The sequence below is a fragment of the Eisenbergiella porci genome (assembly GCF_009696275.1).
GTDB classification, from domain to species: Bacteria; Bacillota; Clostridia; order Lachnospirales; family Lachnospiraceae; genus Eisenbergiella; species Eisenbergiella porci.
The window spans coordinates 1-25,901 of the sequence record NZ_VUMI01000055.1; the positions used below are offsets into that span (position 1 = coordinate 1).

The 25,901-nt window shown below is 46.8% G+C and carries 21 protein-coding genes and 1 tRNA gene; 7 read left to right on the forward strand and 15 right to left on the reverse strand.

Annotated elements, in window-relative coordinates:
• Positions 1 to 242: 242 nt before the first annotated feature.
• Positions 243 to 1,187, reverse strand: coding sequence for an alpha/beta fold hydrolase (locus tag FYJ45_RS23370; RefSeq protein WP_154467442.1), 945 nt, complete (start codon positions 1,185 to 1,187; stop codon positions 243 to 245).
• Positions 1,188 to 1,733: 546 nt separating this feature from the next.
• Between FYJ45_RS23370 and FYJ45_RS23375 the strand changes: the two genes are divergently transcribed.
• The 6 genes from FYJ45_RS23375 to FYJ45_RS23400 all read left to right on the forward strand — a co-directional run bounded on the left by FYJ45_RS23375 (position 1,734) and on the right by FYJ45_RS23400 (position 6,799).
• Positions 1,734 to 2,501: a ParA family protein gene (locus FYJ45_RS23375; RefSeq protein ID WP_025487937.1), complete on the forward strand. Its 768-nt coding sequence runs from the start codon at positions 1,734 to 1,736 to the stop codon at positions 2,499 to 2,501.
• Positions 2,498 to 3,388, forward strand: a complete 891-nt coding sequence (locus FYJ45_RS23380) for a ParB/RepB/Spo0J family partition protein (RefSeq protein ID WP_154467443.1) — start codon at positions 2,498 to 2,500, stop codon at positions 3,386 to 3,388. The genes FYJ45_RS23375 and FYJ45_RS23380 overlap by 4 nt, the downstream gene beginning before the upstream one ends.
• 60 nt (positions 3,389 to 3,448) lie before the next feature.
• Positions 3,449 to 3,958, forward strand: a complete 510-nt coding sequence (locus FYJ45_RS23385) for a DUF4446 family protein (RefSeq protein ID WP_154467444.1) — start codon at positions 3,449 to 3,451, stop codon at positions 3,956 to 3,958.
• Positions 3,959 to 3,985: 27 nt separating this feature from the next.
• Complete coding sequence (gene serS / locus FYJ45_RS23390) at positions 3,986 to 5,263, forward strand: serine--tRNA ligase (RefSeq protein WP_154467445.1); 1,278 nt, start codon at positions 3,986 to 3,988, stop codon at positions 5,261 to 5,263.
• 64 nt (positions 5,264 to 5,327) lie between these two features.
• Positions 5,328 to 6,224, forward strand: a complete 897-nt coding sequence (locus FYJ45_RS23395; RefSeq protein WP_321170295.1) for a DUF3881 family protein — start codon at positions 5,328 to 5,330, stop codon at positions 6,222 to 6,224.
• Between the two features lie 498 nt (positions 6,225 to 6,722).
• Positions 6,723 to 6,799 (forward strand) — tRNA-Arg (locus FYJ45_RS23400).
• Between the two features lie 265 nt (positions 6,800 to 7,064).
• Here the strand turns inward: FYJ45_RS23400 and FYJ45_RS23405 are convergent.
• The 3 genes from FYJ45_RS23405 to FYJ45_RS23415 form a co-directional block, all read right to left on the reverse strand.
• Positions 7,065 to 8,456 carry a site-specific integrase gene (locus FYJ45_RS23405; protein WP_154467447.1) on the reverse strand — a complete coding sequence of 464 codons (1,392 nt, stop codon included), beginning with the start codon at positions 8,454 to 8,456 and terminating at the stop codon, positions 7,065 to 7,067.
• A 2-nt stretch (positions 8,457 to 8,458) separates the two neighbouring features.
• Positions 8,459 to 8,620, reverse strand: a complete 162-nt coding sequence (locus tag FYJ45_RS31095) for a helix-turn-helix domain-containing protein (RefSeq protein WP_242857906.1) — start codon at positions 8,618 to 8,620, stop codon at positions 8,459 to 8,461.
• Between the two features lie 732 nt (positions 8,621 to 9,352).
• The gene (locus tag FYJ45_RS23415) at positions 9,353 to 9,778 is read right to left on the reverse strand and encodes a sigma factor-like helix-turn-helix DNA-binding protein (RefSeq protein WP_154467448.1); all 426 of its coding nucleotides are present in this window, start codon (positions 9,776 to 9,778) and stop codon (positions 9,353 to 9,355) included.
• A 491-nt stretch (positions 9,779 to 10,269) separates the two neighbouring features.
• Here FYJ45_RS23415 and FYJ45_RS23420 point away from each other — a divergent pair, with 491 nt between their 5' ends.
• Positions 10,270 to 10,629: a helix-turn-helix domain-containing protein gene (locus FYJ45_RS23420; protein ID WP_154467449.1), complete on the forward strand. Its 360-nt coding sequence runs from the start codon at positions 10,270 to 10,272 to the stop codon at positions 10,627 to 10,629.
• Positions 10,630 to 10,698: 69 nt separating this feature from the next.
• Here FYJ45_RS23420 and FYJ45_RS23425 read toward each other — a convergent pair whose 3' ends face one another.
• From FYJ45_RS23425 to FYJ45_RS23475, 11 genes are all read right to left on the reverse strand, one after another.
• Complete coding sequence (locus tag FYJ45_RS23425) at positions 10,699 to 11,919, reverse strand: hypothetical protein (protein ID WP_154467450.1); 1,221 nt, start codon at positions 11,917 to 11,919, stop codon at positions 10,699 to 10,701.
• A complete protein-coding gene (locus FYJ45_RS23430; RefSeq protein ID WP_154467451.1) occupies positions 11,900 to 13,021 on the reverse strand; it encodes a hypothetical protein in 1,122 nt (373 codons plus the stop codon). Before FYJ45_RS23430 ends, FYJ45_RS23425 begins: the two co-directional genes overlap by 20 nt.
• Positions 13,018 to 13,734: a hypothetical protein gene (locus tag FYJ45_RS23435; RefSeq protein ID WP_154467452.1), complete on the reverse strand. Its 717-nt coding sequence runs from the start codon at positions 13,732 to 13,734 to the stop codon at positions 13,018 to 13,020. The genes FYJ45_RS23430 and FYJ45_RS23435 overlap by 4 nt, the downstream gene beginning before the upstream one ends.
• Positions 13,731 to 14,645 (reverse strand): DUF4097 family beta strand repeat-containing protein, encoded by a 915-nt coding sequence (locus tag FYJ45_RS23440; protein ID WP_154467453.1) that lies wholly within the window; start codon positions 14,643 to 14,645, stop codon positions 13,731 to 13,733. Before FYJ45_RS23440 ends, FYJ45_RS23435 begins: the two co-directional genes overlap by 4 nt.
• Before the next feature lie 87 nt (positions 14,646 to 14,732).
• Positions 14,733 to 15,539 (reverse strand): TetR/AcrR family transcriptional regulator, encoded by an 807-nt coding sequence (locus FYJ45_RS23445; RefSeq protein WP_154467454.1) that lies wholly within the window; start codon positions 15,537 to 15,539, stop codon positions 14,733 to 14,735.
• A 165-nt stretch (positions 15,540 to 15,704) separates the two neighbouring features.
• Positions 15,705 to 17,120: a relaxase/mobilization nuclease domain-containing protein gene (locus tag FYJ45_RS23450; RefSeq protein WP_321170297.1), complete on the reverse strand. Its 1,416-nt coding sequence runs from the start codon at positions 17,118 to 17,120 to the stop codon at positions 15,705 to 15,707.
• Between the two features lie 63 nt (positions 17,121 to 17,183).
• The gene (locus FYJ45_RS23455; RefSeq protein WP_154467456.1) at positions 17,184 to 17,474 is read right to left on the reverse strand and encodes a CD1845 family protein; all 291 of its coding nucleotides are present in this window, start codon (positions 17,472 to 17,474) and stop codon (positions 17,184 to 17,186) included.
• Complete coding sequence (locus tag FYJ45_RS23460; RefSeq protein WP_154467457.1) at positions 17,471 to 17,791, reverse strand: hypothetical protein; 321 nt, start codon at positions 17,789 to 17,791, stop codon at positions 17,471 to 17,473. Before FYJ45_RS23460 ends, FYJ45_RS23455 begins: the two co-directional genes overlap by 4 nt.
• 152 nt (positions 17,792 to 17,943) lie before the next feature.
• Positions 17,944 to 18,282, reverse strand: a complete 339-nt coding sequence (locus tag FYJ45_RS23465) for a plasmid mobilization protein (protein WP_154467458.1) — start codon at positions 18,280 to 18,282, stop codon at positions 17,944 to 17,946.
• Positions 18,282 to 19,379 (reverse strand): DUF3849 domain-containing protein, encoded by a 1,098-nt coding sequence (locus FYJ45_RS23470; RefSeq protein ID WP_154467459.1) that lies wholly within the window; start codon positions 19,377 to 19,379, stop codon positions 18,282 to 18,284. The genes FYJ45_RS23465 and FYJ45_RS23470 overlap by 1 nt, the downstream gene beginning before the upstream one ends.
• A gap of 1 nt (position 19,380) precedes the next feature.
• Positions 19,381 to 25,830, reverse strand: coding sequence for an SNF2-related protein (locus tag FYJ45_RS23475; protein ID WP_330588811.1), 6,450 nt, complete (start codon positions 25,828 to 25,830; stop codon positions 19,381 to 19,383).
• Positions 25,831 to 25,901: the final 71 nt, after the last annotated feature.

Sequence of the window (25,901 nt, forward strand, 5' to 3'; positions counted from 1 at the left end):
CTGACAGTCATTTTGGTATTGACTACTAACATCTGGAAAATGATAAAAATCCAATTGTGTAAAATTTTCAAGGTACTATATGGTAGGTCAGAGAGTTTTTACAAACTCTTTTGACCCCAACATCATATTTAGTAGCTATAATTTTTATTTGTTTATTGAAAAAGAATAGTAAGAGTAAGTACTATAAATAAAAAAGAGCTGTCATTTTTTCTACAGCTCTTTTTTATAAATTACATACAAACTTATAAAAGAATATTAATCTGTTCTATAACTGAATTAGGTGATTCCAGATGACATAGCTGTTTAGTATCAGGAATACTAAAAGTCTCAATTGACTGGTTAAAGTAAACATAATTATCAACTATTGTATCTATATCATCTTTCATTTCACCATATAAAATATACATACTATGATCTATTTCTTTTAATGCATGAATTATATTTGCATTCATATATCTACATACATAGCTCGCAAAAGAAAATTTTGCATTGAAATCTGGAACATGCGAAGCCTCTACATAGTTAGACAATATTTCGTCAGTAACAGCAGATGAATTATAAAAGCATTCTTCTTCAAAATTCTTCCTAAAATATTCTTTGCGTGTAAGCATATTATATAGAAAAGTTCCAATGATGGGAGTGTCAATTAAGAACTTCAATAGCTTAGTTTGTTTACTTGGCACCTGGTTTAACTTATTTATACTTTGCGGATTAATGAAAAGCATTTTGTCAATAACTTCACCATCATTATGGCAAGCCATAACAGCTATTGGGGCAGCATCGCCTGTTGCAATAATACTTGTCTTTTTACCTATTACATTCTTAATAAAATCTATAATAGACTGTACATAAAGGTAATTGGTATAAGTAATATTAGGTTTGTCTGATAAACCATAACCAAGAAAATCTATTGTATATACTTCATGCTTCTCAGCTAAAGAATCAACTATAGCGGAAAATTCAAAGCCTGAACTGCCGGCTGTAAGGTCATGGAGGAGGAGAAGAGGGGTACCCGTCCCCTTTTTAGTATATCGTATCTTACCAAACCGCCACTCATAATATTTATTATTAGGGCAACCTAAATTATTCTTTACAGTACTGACAGAAAATTGTACTCTGTTTATCATGTGAATAGTAAAAGTAGCGATACCTGTGAGGGCAATTACAGTTCCAAGCTTTTTATTCATAGTAATACCTCCTGTATTTATTTATTATAAACCATCACATGTTATCTTACAAGTTAATGATTTGTAGTTTTGTGGCAGTTTTTGCATGGTTTCTACTTTTGTTTTTATATTGATAATATTTCACGTGAAATATTATTAGATTATAATTAACATAGGATTGTATAAAACATATTGCCAGAAACTATATTTTATATAGCTTTTAATATAGCTGCTTTAAACTTTACTTACAATTATGTTTCACGTGAAACATAACTCATTATATAAATAAAATACTCTAAAATTTATATAATGAAAAATAACACAATAAAATTAATAAACATTTTCTTCAATAACTTATATTTTAAAATCAAAACTTCCTTTTTAAATACAAAACCAACAATAATATAAGAAAAGAAAGTCCAAATTCTAATATTTCCTTATAGAATATCAACCAGAAAAGTGATATAATCGATAAAGTACTTATTTGGGTGAGAAAGTAATATATAGTGTTGACAGAAGAATGACTCTATCTTGTTTTGTCCAATTGCACACGAAAGGAAAAATGTAATGGGAAGAATTATCGCAATTGCAAACCAGAAGGGCGGTGTTGGTAAAACAACCACAGCGATTAATTTATCGGCTGCTCTCGCTGCAAAAGGGAAGAAGGTATTAGTCATAGATACGGATCCGCAGGGAAATACAACAAGCGGATTTAATATTGATAAGAATAATCTTGACAATACAATCTATGAACTGATGCTGGGGGAATGTACAATTCAGGACTGCCTGATTAAAGAAGTAGTTCCGAATGTTACTGTATTACCGTCCAATGTCAACCTGGCTGCGGCAGAAATAGAGTTAATTGGTGTAGATAAGAAAGAATTTATATTAAAAAATGAGGTGGATTGGGTAAGAGATCAGTATGATTTTGTGGTAATTGATTGCCCGCCCTCCTTGAATATGCTGACGGTTAATGCAATGACAACTGCGAATACGGTTCTGGTTCCAATACAATGTGAGTATTATGCACTGGAAGGACTGAGCCAGTTAATTCACACAGTTAATCTTGTGAGAGAAAGATTAAATCCTCAGTTGCAGATTGAGGGAATACTGTTTACTATGTATGATTCCAGGACAAACCTTTCAACACAGGTAGTTGATAATGTAAAGAAGAATCTGAATCAGAAAATATATAAAACAGTAATACCCAGAAACATAAGGCTGGCCGAGGCGCCGAGCTATGGCCTGCCGATAACAATGTATGATCCGAAATCAGCTGGTGCAGAGAGCTACATGGCATTGGCAAATGAAGTTATAAAGAGAAAGGATTTATGATAATGGCTGCAAGAGGACTGGGGAAAGGCCTTGATTCTTTGATCCCGAATACTATTGGGGAAGCAAAAGAAAAAAAGGAAAGTAAAGAAAAAGTAGAAAATAAAAACCCGGAAACCATGGTAAAGCTGTCAATGGTTGAACCAAACGGGGAACAGCCCAGAAAGAATTTCGATGAGGACTCACTGTTGGAGCTGGCGGAATCAATAAAACAGTTTGGTCTGCTGCAGCCCATTATTGTGCAGGACAGGAAGAATCATTATGAGATAATTGCCGGAGAAAGAAGATGGCGTGCGGCAAAGATGGCGGGATTAAAAGAGATTCCCGTTATTATTAAGAATCTTACAAATCAGGAAATTGTAGAAATTTCATTGATTGAAAATATCCAGAGAGAAGATCTGAATCCGATTGAAGAAGCACAGGCCTATAAAAGACTTCTGGAAGAGTTTAATCTGAAGCAGGATGAGGTGGCAGAGAGAGTATCCAAGAGCAGGACAGCGGTTACCAACTCCATGCGTCTGCTCAAGCTTTGTGATGAAGTACAACAGATGGTCGTAAATGAAATGATCAGTACGGGCCATGCCAGAGCTTTGCTTTCCATTGAAGATCCGGAAGAGCAGTATATGATCGCCCAGAAGGTTTTTGATGAAAAGATGAGCGTACGGGAAGTGGAAAAGCTGGTAAAGGATCTTCATAAACCCGAAAAGGCGCCAAAGAAAGAAAACAAGTCTCTGGAAGTAATCTATCAGAACATTGAAAACAGACTGAAAGAATCATTAGGCACAAAGGTTTCCATTTCACCTAAGAATAATGGAGCAGGTAAAATAGAAATAGAATTCTATAACCATGATGATTTGGACAGGCTTATGGAACAGTTAATGAGAGTCTGATTGTTATAACAGGAAGAGGAGTTTCCTGTACTCAGGATAAAAAATATAAAGGAGAAAAAGATGTCAAGCAGCTTTCTGGAGAGTATTGGATTAGGCGGATTGGATATTGCGTACTTGCTTATAGGCCTGTTGGTTTTTATAATAATACTTTTGATTCTGATAATTATCCAGTTCAATAAGTTGAATAAAATACAGAAAAAACTATCAAAGTTTATGAAGGGGAAGGATGCCGGGAGTCTGGAAGAAGATATTACAGGACTATATGAGGACAACGACTTCATAAAGAAGGAATCTGATAAAAACAGAAAAGAAATTAAAGATATTCAGAAAAGATTAGAGTATTGTTATCAAAAAATGGGAATGGTAAAATATGATGCCTTCAGTCAGATGGGCGGACAGCTCAGCTTTTGTTTATGTCTGCTGAATGAAAAGGATGACGGTTTTATACTGAATTCCGTGCAGAGCAGCGATGGCTGTTATACATACACAAAAGAAGTAAAGAAGGGTGAGTGTGCAATTACACTTGGCGCTGAAGAAAAAGAAGCATTAGATAAAGCCATTGGCTATTAATTATAAAATGAGGAGAGGAGCCTTATCATGATTGACATTAAGTTTTTAAGAGAAAATCCGGAAGCAGTAAAAGAAAATATCAGAAAGAAATTCCAGGATTCCAAACTTCCGTTAGTTGATGAAGTAATTGAGTTGGACAAAGAAAGCAGAAAGACACAGCAGGAGGCTGATGACCTGCGTGCCAATAGAAATAAAATTTCCAAGGAAATCGGCGGACTGATGAAGGCCGGTAAGAAGGAAGAAGCGGAAGCAAAGAAAGCTGAAGTGGCTGCCGGAGCAAAGAAGCTGGAAGAACTGGAAGCGAAAGAAGCTCAGCTGCAGGAAAAGATCCTGAAAAATATGATGGTAATTCCTAATATTATTGATCCGACTGTTCCCATTGGTAAGGATGATACGGAAAATGTGGAAATCACAAAATATGGCAAACCTGTTGTTCCTGATTTCGAAATTCCTTATCATACGGAAATTATGGAAAAGTTCAATGGAATTGATCTTGACAGTGCCAGAAAGGTAGCAGGTAACGGATTCTATTATCTGATGGGCGATATCGCCAGACTGCATTCCGCAGTTATTTCTTATGCAAGAGATTTTATGATTAACAGAGGTTTTACCTATTGTGTACCTCCCTTTATGATCAGAAGCAATGTGGTAACAGGCGTAATGAGCTTTGCAGAAATGGATGCCATGATGTATAAGATTGAAGGAGAGGATTTATACCTTATCGGTACAAGCGAACACTCCATGATAGGTAAATTTATTGATACTATCATACAGGAAGAAGAGCTTCCCAAGACACTTACCAGCTATTCACCCTGCTTCCGTAAGGAGAAGGGTGCTCATGGTCTGGAGGAAAGAGGCGTATACCGCATTCATCAGTTTGAAAAGCAGGAAATGATCGTTGTATGTAAACCGGAGGATTCTGCTATGTGGTTTGAGAAGCTGTGGCAGAATACGGTTGATCTTTTCCGGTCCATGGATATTCCTGTAAGAACCATTGAATGCTGCTCCGGTGATCTGGCAGATCTTAAAGTGAAGTCTTATGATGTAGAAGCATGGTCACCCAGACAGAAAAAATATTTTGAGGTAGGAAGCTGCTCCAATTTGGGAGATGCACAGGCAAGAAGACTTAAAATACGTGTAAATGGGGAAAATGGGAAATACTTTGCGCATACACTAAATAATACGGTAGTTGCTCCGCCGAGAATGCTGATTGCTTTCCTTGAAAATAATCTTCAGGCAGACGGCTCCGTCAGGATTCCTGCAGTGCTTCAGCCTTACATGGGCGGCATGACTGAAATCAAATAAGACAGGATTGAGTTACTGATCAATATTGATCAGTAACTCAATTGCACAATAATCAAAAAGTGAGGTGAGATTCTTGCATAAATTTTTAAAATCAGTGGGGTTTAGTGAGTATACATCAACTAAGAAAATTCAGGAGCTGGTAAAGGATGTGATCCTGAATGCGGAAACCAGAAACTATACCACTCTTGATGGAAAAGAAGATACGGTCCTGGTAGAGTTTTGCAAGGATTTCGCAGAGAACATGGGAATTGCAGTTTGCGGGGAATTTGATGAAAGTGATAATTTCATTTTCTACTATTATTATCCCTACCTGCGAGGAACCGGCATCAGTTCCATGGAGGATGTGAGCGTGGAACGTCATGCGGCAGTGGAATCCTATGCAGGTGTGTGTGATGATATTAAGGTAGGAGTAACTTTGATCTTTTACCTGCAGAACATGATCCCCTATATAAAATACAAAAATGCAGATAAGCTTCCGGTCAGAGGTACCAGCCTGACCTTGTCTGCCCTAGCAAGTCAGGGATCAATTATGATGCCTATCATAAAAAGTGAAAACCAGAAGAAAAAGATCAAGCAGTCCACAATTACAAGGAATCAGCTTATTGAGGCCGCCAGACGGGGAGATGAAGACGCTATTGAAAGCCTGACGCTGGAGGATATGGATACCTACACAACTATCTCCAAAAGAATTCAGAAGGAAGACGTATTCAGCCTTGTTGACACGTATTTTATGCCTTATGGTGTGGAGTGCGATCAATATTCTGTATTAGGAGAAATTTCAGAATACCATACGGTAATGAATAAGCTGACAAAAGAAAAGATCTGCTTTATGACGATTAACTGCAATGAATTAACCTTTGATGTATGTATTAATGAAAAAGATCTTTATGGCGAACCTAAAATCGGCCGAAGATTCAAAGGGGTAGTCTGGCTCCAGGGAGCAGTAAATTATCCTGAATAATTCAAAAAAAGGCAGAAAAATAAAATATGTTTTGTGCGTTTCAATAATTTGAAAAACAGAGAACCCTGGAATAAAGATACCTGGAAAAGAGATATCTGAAACGGAGATGCCTCCTGCAACTGAAATCCCAAGAAAAAAAGGATTATCAATGAAAAGGAGCCAAAATCAGTTGATGAAACGCACAATAACCATATATTATAAAACCGTGAAAAAAAATATAATAATTAATATTATAAAAAGAGTAGACTTTTTCTTTAAAATATAGTATTATACTAGATGTGTTTCCTTAGTTAAATGGATATAACAGCCCCCTCCTAAGGTTGCGTTACAACGGCCACCTCAAAAAAAACTAAATAAGGGATTGCAGTTCGACTTTGATCGGGCTATAATCATATATCAGACACGTCCATATAGCTCAGCTGGATAGAGCACACGCCTCCTAAGAGAACGAGGAGCGGACACCTTTTGGGGAGGACCCCACCTTAAAATTTCATATACGTCTCCGTAGCTCAGCAGGATAGAGCATCCGCCTCCTAAGCGGAAGGCCGCGCGTTCGAATCGCGCCGGGGACGCCAGGAATCACGCCGAAAGCCTTGATTTATCAGGGTTTTCGGCTTTCTTTTACTTTTCCGGTTTGTTCACCTTTGCGGATTTGCTAATAAAACCTGCTAATAAACGGCTGGAAATTCGCTGCCGCTAATAGAAAGCGCATGGTCTGCATCAGTAGCCGGAAGAATCTTTTCTGCTAATAGAAGCCGGATTTTCCGACCCGAAAAGCCGGTTTTGAGAAGCCCTTTGCTAATAGGCGTTTTTGACCTCCCAGCGTGACTGCTAATAAAATCATCCATTATTAGCCGTCTGGATAGACTGAAGAACTTTTGTTAGCAGTTCCGGGTTGCTGGTCAGCAGCGCAGCCAGGGCATTTGCGTCCATCGCGGACGCTTTCTCTGTTGCTGCTGGCTGTATGGTTGCGCCGCCCTGCTGATAGAACTGCTGCTCCATCTCAGAAGCCAGCATTCTCCGATCCTCATCCAGAATATGCGCATAGCGTTTCGTGACCATATCCGGTGTACTCCAACCACCATCGCCCTGTACCGCCTTCAGATCACCGCCGGACAAGCGGAGCTTTACACCCGCGCTGGTATGGCGGATACTGTGAAAGACGATCTCGCTGGGATCAATGGTGGGATCACCCATTGCTTCGAGGACTTCCTTAAAGCGTTTGTTCAGGTGTTCCGTCATGATTGGCCTGCCGTTTGCCTGACAGATGATAAGCCCGTAATCCATATACCCATCATCACCCAACTCGACCTTGAGCTTGTCCTGCATTTGCTTCAGGACCTTCAGCTTTTGAGCAACTGTCTCCGGAATGTAAACATTTCGGACGCTGCCCTCAGTCTTGGGCTGTTTCAGGACGATCAGGGTTCTGGTTCCGGGATACAGGTTCGGAAACCGGAACATGATGTCCATTTTGGTAAGGGTATCTGCCAGCTTTTTGTCTACACGGTCAATCACCCTGTCGATATAGAGCATCCGGTTCGCGGGGTCGTATCTGTCCCACTGTGCGCCGCCGACCTCGCCGCCGCGCATACTGCAGGCAAAGGCCAGATGAATCGCACAGTGGATCAGATAATAGTCATAGATATCCGGTCTGTCCGTAAACTCCATGACCTTCTGGAGCTGCTCCGGCGTCAATGCGGCACGCTTTTTCTCTTTGTGTTCCGGGAGTGTCGCGTTCAAGAACGGGTTCTTCGCGATGTACTCCCACTTCACAGCCTGATTAAAGGCGCAGCGCAAAACCTTGTGAATATCATGGATAATCGAAGTCGTGAGATGCTCACGCTTTGGTTTTCCAGGGTTGGTCACAGGTTCTGCTTCAAAGAGCAGGAAGTGATAGTAGTCATCCACGGTCTTGGTGCGGATGCTGCGGAGCTTTTTGTCTCCAAGGTACGGGTACACATAGTTCTCCAGCAGGCCAACATTCCCGTCATAGGTAGATGCTACCCACCGCTTCTCTCCGTATTTCTGAACGAATTCATGGAGAAATTCGCTGACGGTCATATCATTCTGTTCGATATGGATATTCTGAGATACCTCATACTCCAACTGAGCTTTTCTGGACTTTGCTGCGTTATAGCTGAGGCCGGATTCCCATACCTGATGTTTGTTTTTGCCTTCGCCTTCGTAATACACCACGGCGTAGGCTTTTCCTCTTTTTACGATAGATGCCATGTTTATTGCCCTCCGATCTGATTGAAATTATCCAACCAGTTGTCGAAAGAGACTTTGGAGATCCGCAGGACCCTGCCCACGCGAACCACCTTGAAGCAGTCAGAATTACACAGCTCATAAGCCTTCCTCCTGCTGATACCGAGGATTTCTCGTACCTCATCCACGGAATATGTTCTTTTGCCAACTGATGATGTTGTAGTTACAGCTCCGATTGCAAAGACCTCCTTTCACCGCAATCGGATTGATCGGATGCATCACAACGTACTTGTATTATATCTGCTGCGGAACATCCAAGCAATCTTGCGGCCTATGTAGTATTTGACGCCTTTCTCATGATGGCGTTTGATTGTCTCGATCCATGTGGGATGAAACACCATGCGCCGCAAACAAGTCTGCTTGTGGCGACAGGTCTTGCATCTCACAAGACAGCCGCACCGAACAGATTGAAGCCGTCATAACATAACGGTAAAGTTTCGGTGCGGCTGTATTAGTTGTTGCAAGATATTTTTATTCGCCACTTTTGCCACGCGCCCCTGACGATAGGGATATTACAGGTCGCCCCTGGCAGGGCTGTCATAACTCCGCAGGCGTCGTTTTACTCGTGCGCCGCAGGGTTCCCCCTCAGTCTTTGGGAGGTCGTGAGAAAGTATCGTTAGCCCCCGCGCTGTCATCGCGCCCGGATTGCCACATCCGGGTCTAAGACTTCCGTTCATCGCTCTGGAGCTTGTCTGCTTCACCTCCTTGCAAGCTGCCGTCATCGCGCCGGGTCTTATGCCGCTACTCACGCGGGTTTCGTACCTGTAATACCGTATATTCAATTTTCAAAGAGCTTCAGGTCACGAGGATAGCGTGTCCTTCTAATCACCATGAGGCTTTGAGCCTTTGTTTCAGGGGTGTTACAGGCGATTTTTCAGGAAAGTCTCCATGTTCCGAAGACCGCGCTGGATGGATTCGCTGACCGATGCAACGCTCACTCCTTCACTCTTGGCAATCGCTGATTCTGTCAGCTCCAGGAAGTAATGAGCGTAGATGCGCTTGGCCTGCTTGTCCGGCAGAGCGGCAATCGCAGCGTGAAGCTGCTCCATCGTCACTTTGCGCTCATACAGCTCACAAGGGGTCATGGAAACGAAAAGGGCATCATACTCAATGCCGTCTCCGCGATCCAGAGAATAATACGCCTTGTGGTAATATGTACGGCGGCGGTATGCGGCCTCCAGGCGGTCATGCTCTTTCATAACAGCGGCTACTTCATCAGGAACCTCAATAATGTAATCGGTCTTATAAAAATCGGGATACTGTTCCCGCAGATTGATCTTGGTCATAATTTACCTCCATTTCAGTTGTCAGGGACAAAGGGAAACCGAAATGGAAGCGGCGGGGAACGACACCCACAGGAGCCGACATGAACTCCCTGTTTTCGACAATGAAAAGCGCCGGACACTCGTATAGAGCATCCGGCGTAAAAACACCTGTCAGACGGATTGTTCTGTTTTACATACGCTAATCGTTCTGGTTCATAGGCATAAAGGGGTGGAGCGCAGCCTGGGATTTTTTTCGCAGTTCACCAAAAAGGTGAGCTATGAGAACGATGAAGATATGGGGTAAAAAGATCATAGCCGCCTCCAACGGCGGCTACTTGAATTTGAGCGCACAAAATCGTCCCAGATAGCTGCCGTTTTTTTTAACGGCTGTCTGGGATGATTTTTAGAATATCATCCACTCAAAACCGGAATAATAATGCTGGTTTACCCGTCTGATAGGGTGATTAAATTCCTCCTTCCAGAACGATATAATACTATTGAGGTGAACGATTATGCCGGAAAGTGATTTTACAAGACTTGGCAATGCTATGAGAAATGCCCGGAAAAGCCGGGGCTTTACTCAAGAGCGATTGTCTGATGTGTCCGGCGTTTCTGTCCGTCATATCGCCAAAATTGAAAAAGGGGATGTCAATCCGTCCTTTGATATAATGGAAAAGCTAATTACAGCCCTTGGAACATCCTTTGATGCTTTCTACAATCCAGCGTCTGACAAGGAAACCAAAGATCTTCAGGAAATCATAGGGCTATATAAGGCTTGTCCGTCCAGCGGGAAGCGGCTGATCGCAGCTACCGCGCGGGCCTTGGCAAATGAATTGATGGACACAAACCTGGAAACAGAATCTAACAAGTGAAGCCAGCCGGTGAGGAATAACCTTGCCCGCTGGCTTCGCTTTTTCTGTGTTAAACGGGCATATCTTTTCTCAAGCAATCCAATTAAGAACTTCTTGCTTTATCAGCTCCAATATGTATTGTCCTGCTTTTTCTCCATCAGCAGATCCCTGCAACGTACAATTCAAAGTACATCTATTCTTGAACGTACTGATCGTTAACTGAAAATCAGGTGGTAGCCGGTATGTTCCTGTCAAAAAGCAGTTTTGAATGGTACAGTCTGTGAAGCAGAGCTTCTCATGGCTGATAATTCCAAAATTCGTATATGATACAGGTGTTAATCGGTAGGTGGCTTTTACGGCTTGTCCCAACAGGAGCCGCGGGGCTTTATGAAAAATTCTATCTAAGGCTTTTATGCCTACAAAACAACGATACCGGGATTTTTGAAGTGCCAGTTCAATATGCACTTGTTGCAAGGTCATACCAAATGAACATCCAGGGGGAATTTCAACTGTTATCCTCCGATATATCCCGGTCATATTTGCAATAGTCAAAGTGTCTAATTCTGGATAAAATCTCCGCAGATCAGCAGGACATGGAAGAATTACCGTATTTATATTTTGAAGTTGGGCAATCACACGGGCATAAGCTGTCATAAAAACATCATTCATAGTTGTGCCGGATGCCCTTGCTTTTTGGTGAATAAGCTCCATATCACAGGATGATATTTGGCTGGTTAAGCACAAAAATTGATTGCCCGTTTCTGCTGGCCGTAATGGAGAAATGGACAGGTGTTTATGACGTTTGGCCTGCTCCGTTGGAGCAAGAACATGGATGTTCTTCAACAGAGGGGAAATGTCGCGGTGATTTTCGATGTTCTTATTCAGTCGTTTCCCATTGTAAAGCGCCGCCAGCAAATAAAGGTATTGTAAAAATCCCTCCCCATCAGCAAGAATATGGCTCATTACAGCAATTACAAGTTCATGGTTCCTTTGAGAGATAATAAAAATCTGGAATTGTGGGTGACTATCTAAATCCTGCTGCAATACAGAAGTCATATTCTCTGCTGTGTATCGTACTACGTCATTAGCCGTATATCCTAAATCGACAAAGCAGTTCTTTTTGAAATCATAAGCGCACAGAATTTCTGGCACAATTTCACTTGAAAGGGAAACAGACTGTTTCAAACGCTCAATGTCAAGATGGCCTATGATCTCCATGTGGCAATACATGAGAGGATATACACGGTGACGGTGGGATGCTTCTACAAAATCCAAACTTTCGCAAGGTATTCTATTCGGTTGTTTCTCCATACGCTTGATCTCCATTATCGGGGTTAGCCTTATCAAAAGTTATCTCTGTTACATATTCAAGGTTCCTGTAATAGTCCAATTCAATAAAATCTGTTGGTTGAACATGGGTTGCTGCTTTTTCAAAATAGTTCAAGCCCGCCAGCTCCAACATGGTATAAGTAAATTGAGAGCAAAACATAATGTTCGGCTGGTATGACGCTTTGAAAAGCAGACCCAACAGGTTATAGGCGCTGCCCTCGCTGTTGATTTCATGTACCTTATTCAATATTATCTTCTTTTGAGCGGGGGTAGCCGAAAGTCGGTAAAGCAGAACCGTTGAACCGTTTCGCCTTGTTAATCCTTTTACAATTTCTGAATTAAGGCCGGGAGGTTCCAGCTTATCGCCTCCGTTGTAGCTGATAATTGTTTGCAGCTCACGATCAAAAGAAATGGAAACGTGATTGTATGCTCTGTTTGTAAAAAGGCCGATTACTTCACTGGACGGGCTTTTGGATTTTGTGATTACCAAATAGAGGTAGCCATTGTCCAGAGATGCTTTTGCGGTATTGAAATATTCGTTTGTCAGAGTTCCGTCATTGGTATAGGCAAATGAATTATAGCGCGGTAAATCTTCGATAATTTCCCGCAGGCATCCTTTCGATAAGATTTTTCTGGCCTGCTTTGCCTTTGCAATCTTTTCCGTGATAAGTTCCTGATCTTGAAGTAGCTGTGAATAGGACAGCACAGCCCAATCATTTACCGAGGGGGCAATACAGTTGTCCGTATGATGGAAGAAACATATTTGCCGGGTAAGAAAGGGAGCAAGAACAATCAGAACCCCCAGCAAGCGGTATAAATGAAAATGTAATTCCGTACTGTCGGCAGGGCGTATAACCAAAACTGCAAACAAAATTTGTGCCGCTAAAACGAGAGCGTATATAATTACCTGAACGATCTTTTCTAATATGATAGACGCTGCAAAAATCGCATAGCAGAGCAGGAACACAAAGGAAAAAATGTATGCGAGTATATAAACCACATAATTTCCGTTCCAATACAGTACGACACCAATTAGAGTGATCATTGCCAGCATCAGGCTCATGGGAAAAATGCGATGTTTCATTGCGCTACCTCCTGACTGGCTGCTTTGTTCTTCGCTGTTACAGGAATATAAACAAATCTCCCATACAGAGATTTTCCCAGCTTGTTTTTACAAAAACTATCAATGAGCAGGCTAATATAAAATATAGCAATCCCCGCTATGGCCACGATTATATCCATCATGGTGTCGTAAACAGGCGTGTGACCCATTGCAATAGATTCCATTACTCGCTGTGCATCAATATTCAATATCTGATCGCAGGTAAATTCAAAGATTTCCCATATTGCGGCACACCCCATCGTTGAGAGAAAAATGAGTACAAAGAAACCGAAGCGCTTTAGATTTCTCCCATTCCATTTCAGAAGCAAAATATAGAAACTCATGCTTGCAATTAAACCGAAACAGCCATGCATCAGCATATCCCACCAATAAAACCGATCATAAAATGACATAGCACATCCCAGGTCAACAGCAAGGACAATATGTATGGAAAACAATAAATTCAAGACCAAAGGAAAAATCTCTTTCGTGGCATAAGACACTATCGGCAATATTGCAGGAATCAATGCCGCAGAAATCACCTGTAAAAAAACAACATAATCGTTCTGGCCTACGCAGAATATATAGATCAACAACGTGACGGCTGCACAACACAGTGTTATGAGCAATGGCAACCACTGTAAATTTTTCTCGTTATCCATACAGACCGCCGCTTTTTTATCTGCTTGCTTCATTGTGTTACCTCTATATCCCCGTTATTTGTTTCCACTTTGACTGTTACCGTTGGATGTTCGCCCACAGTTCCGCTTGTTGTCCTGCCATCCATAGAAATGCTTTCTTGAAAATTGGTTGAAACAGACCCATTCTTTGTTGTGGCCTGGAACTCAAATTCCAAATCGACGGGCAACGTAACATGGATGCTATCATTTTTGTTATAGAATGAGAGGTCGCCGGTCACTTCGGTATAGACCACATTCAATTCGCCTGAATTGTTCGCCTTATAGTTACCTGAGCCAATGGCGGACTGAATGTTTGCATTGCCGCTGGTGCTGGTATAGGCCACATTTCCATTCAGCGTATGACAAGAGAAGCTGCCGCTGGTTGTATCAACCCTGATCGTGTCGGCTTCCAGCCGGTTCACATCTAAAACGCCGCTGGTGGTGGACAGATGGATATTTTGCGCCGCCACGATGTTGAGCTTGACTGCTCCGGCGGTGCTGTCAATGCGGAGCGCATTTAAGGTCATTTCAAGAGCTGAAATATTAATATCCCCGTCAGTAGTTGTAACTGTCAGGCTCTCATGGTAGGACGCTGGTAAATAAACCTCAACATAGCGGGAAAAATCATCTTTGAAAAAAGGCTTGCCGCCCTCGCTGATTTGAATACTGTTGCTGCTTTGGTTTACCTTTGCATAATAGCTGCTCTTGTTTTCTGTCATGTACTCTTTGATTGTCAGCTCATTATTTTCGCTTTCATAAAATGTCACTTTTTCCTCGTCATACGATATAGTCACTTCCGATATATCATCTAAGGAAAAAGTAAGCTCATTCGCCAGCGTGGATGATTGCTTATTGGAACAGCCGGTTAAAATCAGCAGCCCCACAGCGGCAACGAAACACGCCTTCAGAAGTTTTTTCATTTTCATAATGTTGTCCTCGCTTTCTCAAAATAGCTAAATGAACAATTCATTCATATTAAGGGGAAAAATTAGAGGGCGCAAGGCCCTGCTAATTTATCGCTTGTATGCGGCCACGATATTATCCATGCAGATCTGTTTCGCCAAATCCATAGGAATATCTTTCGTTTCAAAAGACGTATAACGAATATCCATTGCCCACCATGAGAGTATTTCAATGATCAATGTCGTGGATAACTCAAGATGCTCCAGCGGGCGAACCGTTCCCTGTTCAATAAACGCGCGAATATAACCCATCATGGTATCCAGGAATTTTCTTCTGTATGTCATGTAATGCTGTGCCAGATTCTTAAAATCAAACTGGTTTTTTTCAATGAACAGGCAGCCAACCGCATACCGGGCGAGAATATCAAAGGCGTCACTAATTAGGGTTTCAAAATCATAATCAGCAATGCCATTTTGAAGATGTGCAGCAAATTCATTTCCCGATTTTTCAAAGAGAGCTATAATCTCATCTTCTAATCCTGTAAATAGGTCGTCTGTTATAGGCCGCTCAAACTCACGCTCCATAAAGCCGGGGTCAACGGTGCATTTCAGAATAAAGTGCATGATCTCCTTTTTCCCCGTGAAATCGAGATAAATCGTACCGACAGAAACACCTACCGCTTTTGCAATATGGCTGATTTGTGTTTTCGCATAACCTTGTTGCAGGAATAGCCGAGTGGCAGCGTCTGCTATGTCCTTAATCCGTTGATTCAAATTTATCGCCCCTCTCCATTGAATGAACTGTTCATTTATATTATAGGCATCTTCGTGTGAAAAGTCAATTATATTTCGCCACCAAGGGAATTTTCTCCGTACAACAAAACTGGCAAGCAATGCAGAGTGGTACACACTCTGCATTTTTGCTCTGCAAAATTGCTTGTTGGGGAGGTCCCCAATCCCCCAAAACAGCTCCTTGGCGGAGCTGGCTGCGCGTTCCGTTGGAACGCTTTTCCGGGCAGAAGCCCGATAGGTTGCCGGAGAAAAAACCAGGTGCTTTTCTCTGGGCAACCATAGGCAAGAAGGTCAGCGTTGTTCTTTGCGCTGAGCCTCTTTTTCTTTCTCCGAATCTTTTTCATCATACCCAAGCAGCCGGGCAACATTGGCCTTTGCCATCTGCAAATCGCGCATTTCCTGGCGAATGCCGGAGTATACAGGGTAGAGTTTTTTCTTCTCGGTCAACAGACCGGCATATTCGGCCTGGAGGCTTTTGATGGTGGGCATTTTCTTGATTCCCATTTCGTCAAAAGCCTTTTTTGCTGCCTTGTGAAGCAGAATCTCCGCCTCATGTTCGGCCAGAAACTTTTTGGAGTATCCGGCTTTCCGATAGGCCACATATACCTCACGGGTCTTGGCATAGTTGATGATGTGCTTACGGAGTTCGGTGATCTCTGCCATGCGCGTCTCCACAGCCTTGATCTGATCGGACAGCTCATGGTATCGGACGGTAACTTCATCCGTTTTCTTACAGAGCGTTCCGTAGTCCAGCAGCTTTCGCTCAGTCAGGAAATTCAGCGTTTGCGCCATCTGCTTCAGGTTGAAGCTCTGCGCCCACCGCGCATATCCGGCACCTTTACCCTCGGCCAGTTTGGCCTGGATGTCCACCAGCAGATTGACGCGCTGGGACTGGATTTTCTTTGCGTTCTTCCGGACCGGGGAAAGCTCCTTTTCTCCAACAATGATTGAGAGAATATCTCCCTCGGAGTAACCGTCCTTCAGAGAGCGGAGCCGGGTAAACTTCTTCTGGCCCGGGCCTCGAAAAGCAGGCTGCTTTCCAGGCTTATACTCATAACCGGCCTCCCGCATCAGCTTCAGGAACGCATCAAAGTCCTTCGGCTTTTCAGCAAGAGCCGCGTCAATCGCCTGCCGGAGCTTATCCTGAAAGGACAGTTTCTTTTGGTCGCCCAGCCACTTGCCGTAATGCGTATTGCCGGACTTCGGATTTTCAATGACAGAGAGACCGTTTTCCAGACACAGACGGTCACTGGCCCGGCGTAGAGCGAAGCTGGAGCCGAGGAAGTTCCGGTACTTGTGCTGCCCATCCATCCGGGTGGAATTGAAGATGATATGCGTATGGATATGCGCGTGGTCGATGTGCGTGGCCACAACGAATTGATGCTTGCCTTTTGTCCAGCTCATGGCTAACTCGTAGCCGATCTGCTGGGCCTGCTCCGGCGTCACTTCGCCGGGCTTGAAGGACTGCCGGATCTGATACAGCAGCACATCCGACTGTGAAATTTCTTTTCCAGTAAAGTCCGCATAGGCCCGCTTGGTCAGCAGCATTTCATTGGCGGCGGTGGCAGGGTCGCAGCCAAAGGCTGTTACCAGCTCTCCTCCCAGGGTCTTGTTCGGATTGATGGCATAGTCAATCCGCTCATGGACTGTATAAGAAATGGATTGATTTTTGATTTTGTGCATGGGGATCAGGCGTGTTGTTGCCACAGTAAAAACCTCCTTCCCTGATGGCATGAGAAAGGCCAGCCCTTTCGAGCTGGCCCCATGTTGTTATGCTTTTATAAAATCCCGCAGTGTGTAATTGGCGTCCTGCAAGAAACCCAGCAGCCGGACGGCCAGCATGGGAAGTCCGAATGGACTGACCAGAAACGCAATCACCAGCAGAATGATACCGTTCTGAACCGAGTAAGTAACCAGCACCGCCAGTCCTAAAAAGCCCACTACCATTCCGGCAAGGCCGAACACAAACGCAGAGAGATTTATGAGCAGAGCGCACAGCCAAACAAATACCGTCAGCAGCACAACGATTGGCGCTGCCAACACCTTCAGAAGTAATCTCATTTTGTTTCTGCCTCCTTTCGTTTCTCCAGATATGGCAGGCACATTTCCTGAATTTGCGCCCTTTCCGCTTCGCTGATTTCACCCTTACTGTCGCTCTTGTCCCGGATCATCAGAAACTCCTGATACAAGGCATAGGAACCCAGCAGCTTATCAAACAGGGCCTCCGGGGTTTGGCAGCACACCACATCCGACCAGTCCCGATGGGCAAAGTCCCAAAGCATCACCGCATATCCCCGTCTTGTGGAGAGAATATCCAGGGCTTCATCTGCATCTATATAGTCCTTAAAAATTTCCAATACCTTTTCGTTTGTCAGCACGATTGTTCAGCTCCTTGCCATTTAACTTTTGCTGTTCTTATTGTACCCAGACATCCCATAGAAACGCAAGGATGCGGACATAAAAGAAAAGCGGAGGGAGCGCAGCCTGTTTCTGGCCGTTCTCCCTCTGCAATCAGGGGAACAGTCCCCATTCACGAAACCTCATTCAGCCGGGCCAATATCTCATTCACCCCGGCCCAGATTGCTTCCTGTTTTTGGAGAATATCCTCCAAATCCGTATCGTAAACATTCCCGGTCTGATGCACCCGGCGGGCCACCTGATTGATGTTGTTGCTGGTACGCCGCAGAAGGGAAAGCAATTCACGCAGCTCCGGCAAATCCAGCTTGACAATATAGCCGTCCACCGCCATCTTGCGGAGATAAACACCCAGGTTGTTGGTGCCGAGCTGTTCCATCTTCTGACGAATCAGCTCCCGCTCGTGTTCCGTCACCATGAAGTGGAGCTGAACCGTCCGTTTCCGGTGCGCCATCACCGGGCCTCCCGTTCCTGCTTATGCTTTTTAGAAGCCGCAGGGGCTGACTTAGCGGAGGTTTTCTGGAGGTCCTTCCGCACAGAACGGCGGAGCTTTCTGAGCGGCTGGCTCCGGTCCTCGTCTTTGGTAATCAGGACAAAATACCCCTTGCGGTCATTCAGGCCGGAGAAGGTGGTGGAGCGAAACGGCAGCGTTGCCATGAGCCGGTCCGTATCCTTGGTGGAAGCCCGTGCCAGAAAGTCCGGTGAAACCTGCGCCATGAAGTGTGTGCCATTGGGGCTGTTGGGTTCCTTTGGCGCTCGAAGCACCGTAATCAGCCGTTGGGCCTCCCTCTGGATTTCTTCATCGGTCAGCGGCGTCCGCAGAAGCTGTTCCCGGCGCGCCTGATCTACAAAGAGGTCCGTCAGACCAGGATGCGATTTGTCAACCACAAATTCCGTGTTGCGGTCATGGCCCCACGAATCAGTATCCTCAAAAACCGGAATCGTCATGGCCCACCTCTTATTGCCTTGGGAGATTCGCCCATCCCAGTCCTTATGCCGAACAGTATTGGCCAGAACATACATGGTGCGCTCCATGCCAAAGGCTTCGATCACCTTCAGCGCAGCCTCCTTGCCCAACCGGTTATCGCTGTAATGGGCGGAAATCGCTGCTTCGATGGCCTCCTTGCAAGCCACATTTGCTTTGTGAGAGGCCCGGTATTGTTCCAGTTCATCATGCTCACGGGCATAGCTCGCGGGATAACGATAAACCGGTGTCTCCCGCAGGATGCGCCGCTGTTTTTTCTCCGCCTCCAGTACATCGTCTGCCCATTCCTCCATCGCATAGAAAATCTGATCCATGTGATCAGTTTCCCTATGGTCAAATTCCTTGAACACATCTGCCAGCGGAGAGGGCAATTTCAAAAGCGCAGCAGCCTGAGCGTCCGTCAGGTCATGGTATTCCAGCGACAGCAGAATGTCCTCCCGGATGGTGTATTCATAGGTGTGATTCAATATTTCTTCCGGGGGCTGCGTGAGCAGCCACTTCCGGTAGGCTTCCTGCTCGGCAAACATCTTCTCATAGAGCGCCGTATTCAGTTCCTGATTGTTCATCTTATCTTACCTCCATTTCTTTTTTGTGTGGCCGGTCTGGTGTTCCGTGAACCGGCGGCGTTTTCAGCCTGTCCAGAACCGAGGGTCGTTCACTTTTGGCAATGGCAGACGGTTCCGGCTGTGAACGTCCTCTGCCGTCTATGTTCAGTGCCATATCCAAAGCCGCCAGCCTTGCGGATTTTTCCTGAAGCTCCTGTTCGTGGGGAAACGGCTTGCCAACTTCGGCTCTGGCCGCCTCCTGTTGCTGGTACAGGTTGTCCATCTGAGCCTGCACACTGGCCATACGCCCAGGCATCTGTGCCAGTGCGTTGTCGATACGGATCAGATTTCCGCGCGGGTCAGATCCCAGGGTCGTTTTATGGCTCATTTCTCCGCGCAGCGTCAGCTCATACTGCTTCTCGAAAGCGTTGAAGCTGACGAACATGGTAAAGCCCCGATAGCTGCCAATCTGCACCGGCTCGGAGCTTTTTACTTCTTTACAGGCATCCAAGAGCGCGGCACCGGCATTTTCTTTGTCAACCAGCGTATCACCCCGGATTTCCATTCCGGCAAATCCGTCCTCTGGGTGCGGATGAGCAGCGAGAGTTTGCATATCTGCCTGAAGCCCGGCGATGAAGCCCTTGTCCTTTTCGATCTGTTCCGGGAAGTATTTCAGCAGATTGTCCTCCAGACGGAACTGCTTGCTTTGGTGGTCAGCCTTCATCAGCTTCAGACGGGATACATCCACTTCCAAATCCATACGCTCTTTGATGCGGGGATCACCGGCACACAGGGCCTTGATTTCTGCAAAGGACAGCGCCGTTTCATCCACATCGTCACAGGAGCGCACCGGGGATTTGCTGGTCATGATCTGTGAAATGAACTTCTGTTTGTTCTCCACGGTCTGCCAGAGATAGGCATCAAATGTACCCTCTGTCACATAACGGAACACATGGACACGCTCATTCTGGTTGCCCTGGCGCTCAATACGGCCTTTACGCTGTTCCAGGTCGCCGGGCCGCCAAGGACAATCCAGGTCATGGAGTGCCACAAGGCGATCCTGCACGTTGGTTCCGGCTCCCATTTTGGATGTGCTGCCGATCAGAACACGCACTTGGCCGGTGCGTACTTTGCTGAACAGCTCCTTTTTCCGCACCTCGGTGTTGGCCTCATGGATAAAAGCAATCTGCTCTGGTGGTACACCCCCGGCAATCAGCTTTTGGCGGATGTCCTCATAGACGGAAAATTCCGGTTCCGGCTCCGGCATGGGGATGGCAGTTTCTAAAGCGTGAATCTCCGGGCTATCCAGATTTCCGCTGACGGCTTTAGCAACCTTTTTGGATGGTGCCGGTTTCGGTGTGGAAATGTCGCAGAATACCAGCTGGGTCAGCTTCTCAGCCTGCCCGTCCCGCCAAATCTGCATAATGTTTGCAACACACTGGTTGACTTTCGTCCCTGTTTCATCGGGCAGCAGCGGGTTTATGATTCGCTGGTCAAGGCCCAGTTTTCGGCCATCCGAGGTGATTTTGAGCATATTATCGGTGGAAGGGTCTACTGATCCTCCATGTACCAGGGCAGCGCGTTCAGACAGGGCCTGCACCATTTCCTGCTGATGCTCTGTGGGTTTTGCCACAACCGTGTGATACTCCACCTCCGGTGTCGGCAGATGCAGCTGATCGGAGGTTTTAATATCCGCGACTTCTTTGAACAAGGTCATTAACTCCGGCAGGTTAAAGAACTTGGAGAAGCGGGTTCTTGCCCGGTAGCCCGTGCCTTCCGGGGCCAGCTCCAGGGCGGTGACGGTTTCTCCAAACCGGGAAGCCCAGCAGTCAAAGTGTGTCATGCCCAGCTCTTGCAGCCGGTCATACTGTAAATACCGCTGCATGGTATATAGCTCGGTCATAGAATTGCTAACCGGGGTGCCGGTAGCAAAGACCACGCCACGGCTCCCGGTGATCTCATCCATGTAGCGGCATTTGGCGAACATATCGGAGGATTTCTGGGCATCCGTGGTGGATAGGCCAGCCACATTTCTCATCTTTGTGTAGAGGAACAAATTCTTGTAATTGTGCGCCTCATCTACAAACAGCCGGTCAACGCCCAGCTGTTCAAAAGTAATCACATCATCCTTTCTGTGATCGGCTTGCAGCTTTTCAAGCCGTGCTTCCAGCCCGCGCTTGGTACGCTCCAACTGCTTGACGGTAAACCGTTCGCCGCCGCTGGATTCCACCTCGGAAATGCCCTCGGTGATTTCTGCAATCTGCTCCTGCAACAGCCGCTCCTGACGCTCCTTGCTGATAGGAATACGCTCAAACTGGGAGTGGCCAATGATGATTGCATCATAGTCGCCGGTGGCGATCCTGGCGCAGAACTTCTTGCGCCGGTGGGCCTCAAAGTCCTTTTTAGTGGTGACGAGAATATTTGCAGATGGGTACAGCCGCAGGAACTCTGAGGCCCATTGCTCGGTCAGATGGTTCGGCACCACAAAGATGGATTTCTGGCACAGGCCCAGCCGCTTGGATTCCATGGCAGCGGCAACCATTTCAAAGGTTTTGCCCGCGCCTACTTCATGGGCCAGCAGCGTATTCCCGCCGTACAGCACATGGGCGATAGCACTTTTCTGATGCTCCCGCAGGGTGATTTCCGGGTTCATACCGGAGAAAACGATATGGCTTCCGTCATACTCGCGGGGGCGGGTGCTGTTCATTTCCTCGTTGTACTGGCGTACCAGGGCCTGCCGCCGTTCCGGGTCTCTCCAAATCCAGTCCTTGAAGGCATCCCGAATGGCCTGCTGTTTCTGTGCGGCCAGGGTGGTTTCCTTGGCATTCAGCACCCGGCGCTCCCTGCCGTCTGCGTCCTCCACAGTGTCATAAATGCGAACATCCCGGAGATTCAGAGAATCCTCCAGGATACGGTAAGCGTTGGCGCGGTCTGTGCCATAGGTGGTATAGGCCGCGATGTTGTTGTAGGGTATCTGCGTCTTGCCGGTGATCTGCCACTCGGCGGTGTAAGCGGAATAGTTCACATCAATGGAGCCGCGTAGATACCGGGGCGTGTCAAAGGTTTCGTACATGAACTGACGGATATATTCCTTATCAATCCAGGTAGCACCCAGGCGAACTTCGATCTCCGATGCGTCCAGGTCCTTGGGCTGAGCGGCTTTCAGGGCTTCCACATTGACGGCAAAAGCCGGATCGCGTTCAGCTGCCCGCTGTGCGGCCCGGAGCTTCTGTCGGACATTGCCGGACAGATATTCGTCTGCGGTCTGCCAGCCGGAAAGCGGATCGCTGCCATAGGCCGGGTCTTTGAAGATTACGCCGGTCAGCTCGGCCGCAATTTCCTCGGTGGGTTTACCGGTCAGCTGGGACATATACTCCATATCCACCCTGGCTTTTTCCGCAATGGAAACGGCAAGGGCTTCGCTGGCGGTGTCCACCGTGGTCACAGCCTTGTGGGGCTTGATAGTACGTTTGGTGAACATATCCGCCTTGCGCTCCAGCTTCCCGTCCTCGTCCAGCACTTCCAGCGCACACAGGAGATAGTAAGAAGAATCGTCCGAAAAGGCCAGCCGGTTTCCTCGGTCATTGATAAGCCCATATTTGGCGGAAAACGCATCATAAAGCCGTTTCAATTCCTCCTGCTTTTCCCGAATGGACGAATCCGGCGTGTACTCGTCCATCTGAAGGTCAATAAGCTGATGCACACAGTCGCGGAGAGCAACCATTCCTTTGACGCGGGCCTCGGCGGTGGCGTTCAGGTCCGGTTTTACCATGCGGCTGTTTTCCCGGAAGTACACCTCCCCATCCACCACAGCATAGGAGTAGTTTTTCACGTTGGGGTCTGCTGGGATGGAGGTGTCGATTTCTTCACCCTCGCCCAGCTCCGGCAGCTCAGCTTCCTGATAGGTGCCGCGAATGTATTTCACAGCGTCATGGAGCTGATCGGCCAGCTCCAGCCCCTCAATCGGTGCAACCGTGAAGTCCTGCCTGCCATATTGGGTGCTTTCGGAGGTCTGTCTGCCTAAGATCATCTCCGGGTGGTCCACAAAGTAGCTGTTGATCGCAAAGCCATCCTCGTTTTGCCCCAAATGCACCCAGTCCGGCTCAATGTCGATGGGCCGGTCACGCTTTTGCAGAAAGATAATATCGGAGACCACATCCGTACCGGCATTGGCCCTGAACGCATTGTTGGGCAGTCGGATGGCTCCCAGCAGCTCGGCACGCTGTGCAATGTACCGGCGTACCTCCGGGGACTGCTTATCCATGGTGTAACGGGAGGTCACGAAAGCGATCACGCCGCCCGGTCGCACCTGATCCAGCGCCTTGGCAAAGAAGTAGTCATGGATGGAAAACCCCAGCTTGTCATAGGCCCGGTCAGATACTTTGTACTGTCCAAACGGCACGTTGCCGATGGCAAGATCGTAGAAATCTCGCCGGTCCGTGGTTTCAAAACCGGCTACCGTAATATCCGCTTTGGGGTAGAGCTGCTTTGCGATGCGTCCGCTGACGGAATCCAGCTCTACACCGTACAGCCGGGAGCCGGTCATTTCCTCCGGCAGCATACCGAAGAAGTTGCCGACACCGCAGGCTGGTTCCAGAATATTGCCAGCGGTAAAACCCATGTTGCCGACAGCTTCATAAATGGCGCGGATGACCGTGGGGCTGGTGTAGTGGGCGTTCAGGGTAGACGCTCTGGCTGAGGCGTATTCCTCCGGGGTCAGAAGGGTAAGAAGCTCCTGGTACTCATTGGCCCAACCCGGCTTGCTTTCATCAAAGGCATCGGCAAGGCCGCCCCAGCCCACATACCGGGACAAGACCTCCTGCTCGGCAGGGGTAGCGCTGCGTCCTTGTGCTTCAATTTCTTGTAAGGTGCGGATAGCGTCCACATTCATACGGAACTTCGCTTTTGAGCCGCCCTCACCCAGATGATCGTCTGTGATACGGAAGTTTTCTGTGGGAACCTGGCTTGGTGGGTCATGCTCAGGTTCCTCTACATGAAGCCGTTCAATGACCACATCATAGGGCAGGCCGTTCTTGTATCCCGGATAAACCGTAACAGTTTCAGAGGAAAATTCCATTCTTTCATCTTTTGCTGGTTCTGGTGCAAACAATCTGGCGTTGCGCTCGTCCTGACGCAGCCGTTCCTCGAAGATTTCCCGATTGAAGGTTTCATGGCTCCAGGAATAGGGGCCGGTGTCAATGCGGACATCCATATCCCCGATGTAACCGATGGTACCGGAGATCTCCCGGTCTGCGAAAGGCAGCTTGACGGTATCGCCCACCTTATAAGTTGGAACACCCTCTAAATGGGCGGGTGCCGGGAGCTTTGTTTCAGGAGAAAGGCCGTCAAGTCCCTGCTGATACAGGGCGCGGAGCAGCCGCGCAGTCTCATCCCAGGAGATGCCCAGCTTGGTATCGTACTTGTCCTGTATTTCTACCTCCATGCCGGTGGTGGAAGTGGAAAAGTCAGCCGTGTCGCCGGTGACAAGTTCCATTGTCTCGGTCCGGCCCGCAAAGGTTTCGGAAAGTCGCTGAGAAATACGCTTATTGCCCTCACCGGAGCGCAGCCAGCCGGAAATATAGGCTTTATCCCGGTCTGTTAACAACCCAGAGGTAAGCACCTCCCGCAGATCATCGTTTGCTTTGGACGAATCCGCAGAGAGAAATTCCGTGATGGAGCCGTTTCGGAGGTCTTTCTGCAAGAGCTGCTCAAACCGTTCCTTGCTTTCTGCCCGGAAAATGGGGATAGAGAGCGCCGGGTCACGGAGCTGCACATCAAACAGACCAATGCTGGTAATCTCAAATGCGGTATCATCCAGATAGACAGTATCGCCTACATGGTAGGGCGGGACTTGCTGGCTGCGACCTGCTGTGTCGGGAAGCGCATCCTGAATCTGCTGCCATTCCTCATCGGATACGGTTATATCAACCTCATGGGTGGTTTCGCCGTCCCCGATGGTAATGGTATCGCCTTGACGGGTAATGGGCTGGCCGGACAGATCGGGAGCCTGGGCCTGTTCCTCTTGAGCAACGCGCTCCACATCTGCGGTCACTTGCTGGATGAACGGGTCCTGATCCAACTTTTCGGGGTCAACTACCTGACCGCCCACGATCCCGCGCTGTTCCAGGGCTTCCCGGATAGCAATAGGGTCAATATCATCAAAGCGGTTCTGTTCTTCTTCTGTAAAAAACCGATCCTCCTTGATGAGCTGGGCAATCCGGCGCTGTACCTTTGCCCACGGCAAATCCGTGGCAGCAGCCGGAACCGGAAAGGCCGGAAGATCATCGCCATACTCTTGCTTCAGCCATGCCGCCGTATCCTTATCGCGGGCATGATTTTTCATATAACGGACAACGGCCTGCTTGCTTCTGATGTCGCCATTCCATTCCTGGAGTGCTGCATCAATAGCGGCCTGGGTATCCACGGGCCGCGCCAGTTCCGGGGCCGGTTTTGCAGGCTCCGGTTGGGGCATAGAAAAAGCGGAGGGCTGTCGGCTCTCCGCTTGCTGGATATTCTGGATTTGCCCCTGCTCAGACAGGAACA